The organism is Nonomuraea sp. NPDC049709 (genome assembly GCF_040674815.1).
Taxonomy (GTDB): Bacteria; Actinomycetota; Actinomycetes; order Streptosporangiales; family Streptosporangiaceae; genus Nonomuraea.
In genome coordinates, this window is sequence record NZ_JBFANM010000209.1 from 1 (window position 1) to 1,321 (window position 1,321).

Consider the following 1,321-nt stretch of genomic DNA (forward strand, 5'->3'; position numbering starts at 1 on the left):
GACTACCTGATCGTGCTCGTGGACTCCCGCGTGCAGGTGGCCGGGGAGGTCGACCGGCTGCTGGCCACCCATCACCGGCTCACCGGCCCCCGCCGCGATCCCGACCGGCTGCCCGCCGACCAGCACGTGATCTCCGCCCGGCACACCGACCGGCAGAGCACGTACGTCATCCGTACCGACGGCCCGATCCACGACCCCGCCTGGACGGTCAGCAGGCTCAGTCTGGAGGACCTCGTGCTGGCCTACATGGAGCAGCGCACCGCCGACAACCGGCGGGTCGCCCTGGAGGTGCAGCGATGATCTGGCTGACCTGGCGCCAGTTCCGCGGCTCGGCCGCGATGATGGCCGCCGTCCTCGTCGTCCTCGCCGCTGCCCTGGCGCTGACCGGCCCTGGCCTGGCCACCGACTATTCCGCCGGGATCGCCGACTGCACCCCGGACAACACCTGCGACCGCTTCTACGACCGCTTCTTCGACGAGTACCAGACCCCCTTCATGGCCGTCAGCCTCGTCGTGCTGCTCCTGCCCGCTCTCGCCGGGCTGTTCTGGGGAGCACCGTTGATCACCCGCGAGCTGGAGGCGAGCACGCACCTGCTGGTGTGGAACCAGAGCATCACCCGAGGCCGCTGGCTGACCGTCAAGCTCGGGCTGATGGGCCTGACCGCCGTGGCCGCCGCCGGGCTGTGCGGCCTGGCGGTGACCTGGTGGTCCGACCCGCTGGACAAGTCGGCCGCCGCGGGCTTCGGCCTGATGGCCCCGCTGGTGTTCGGCGCGCGCGGCATCGCCCCGATGGGGTACGCGGCCTTCGCCTTCGTCCTGGGCGTGACGGTGGGCATGCTGGTGCGCCGCACCCTGCCCGCCATGGCCCTCACCCTGGCCGTCTTCGCCGCGATCCAGCTCGCCATGCCGCTGCTGGTCCGGCCGCACCTGAGCACTCCGGTGACCGCGACCTTCGAGCTCGGCAAGGGGAACGTGGAGCACCTCGGCATACCGCCGAACGGCAGCGGACGCGCGCAGATCATGCTGTCGTCGGTCGTTCCCGGCGACACCGGCGCCTGGCTCCTGTCGACCGAGCTTCTCGACCCGTCCGGGCGCACGATGGCCGGCGGCAACGAGGAAGCCGCCATCCCGGTTTCCACGACGTCGGGTCCCTGCGCACCGCAGGGAGCACAGCGCATGGACGGGTGCATGGCCGAGATCAACCGGCTGGGCTACCGGCAGCAGGCCACCTACCACCCCCTCGACCGGTTCTGGCCCTTCCAGTGGATCGAGACCGGCATCTACGCCCTGCTCACCCTCGGCCTCACCTGGCTGTCCTTCTG

The 1,321-nt window shown here is 71.1% G+C and carries 1 protein-coding gene and 1 pseudogene; both read left to right on the forward strand.

The genetic code is table 11. The annotated features are described in order from the left end of the window. A pseudogene (locus tag AB0J69_RS61710) lies at nt 1–300 on the forward strand (ABC transporter ATP-binding protein); the annotation flags it as partial. Continuing rightward, a partial coding sequence (locus AB0J69_RS61715) for an ABC transporter permease (RefSeq protein ID WP_364138699.1) occupies nt 297–1,321 on the forward strand: 1,025 nt, incomplete at its 3' end. The pseudogene AB0J69_RS61710 and the gene AB0J69_RS61715, both read left to right, overlap by 4 nt.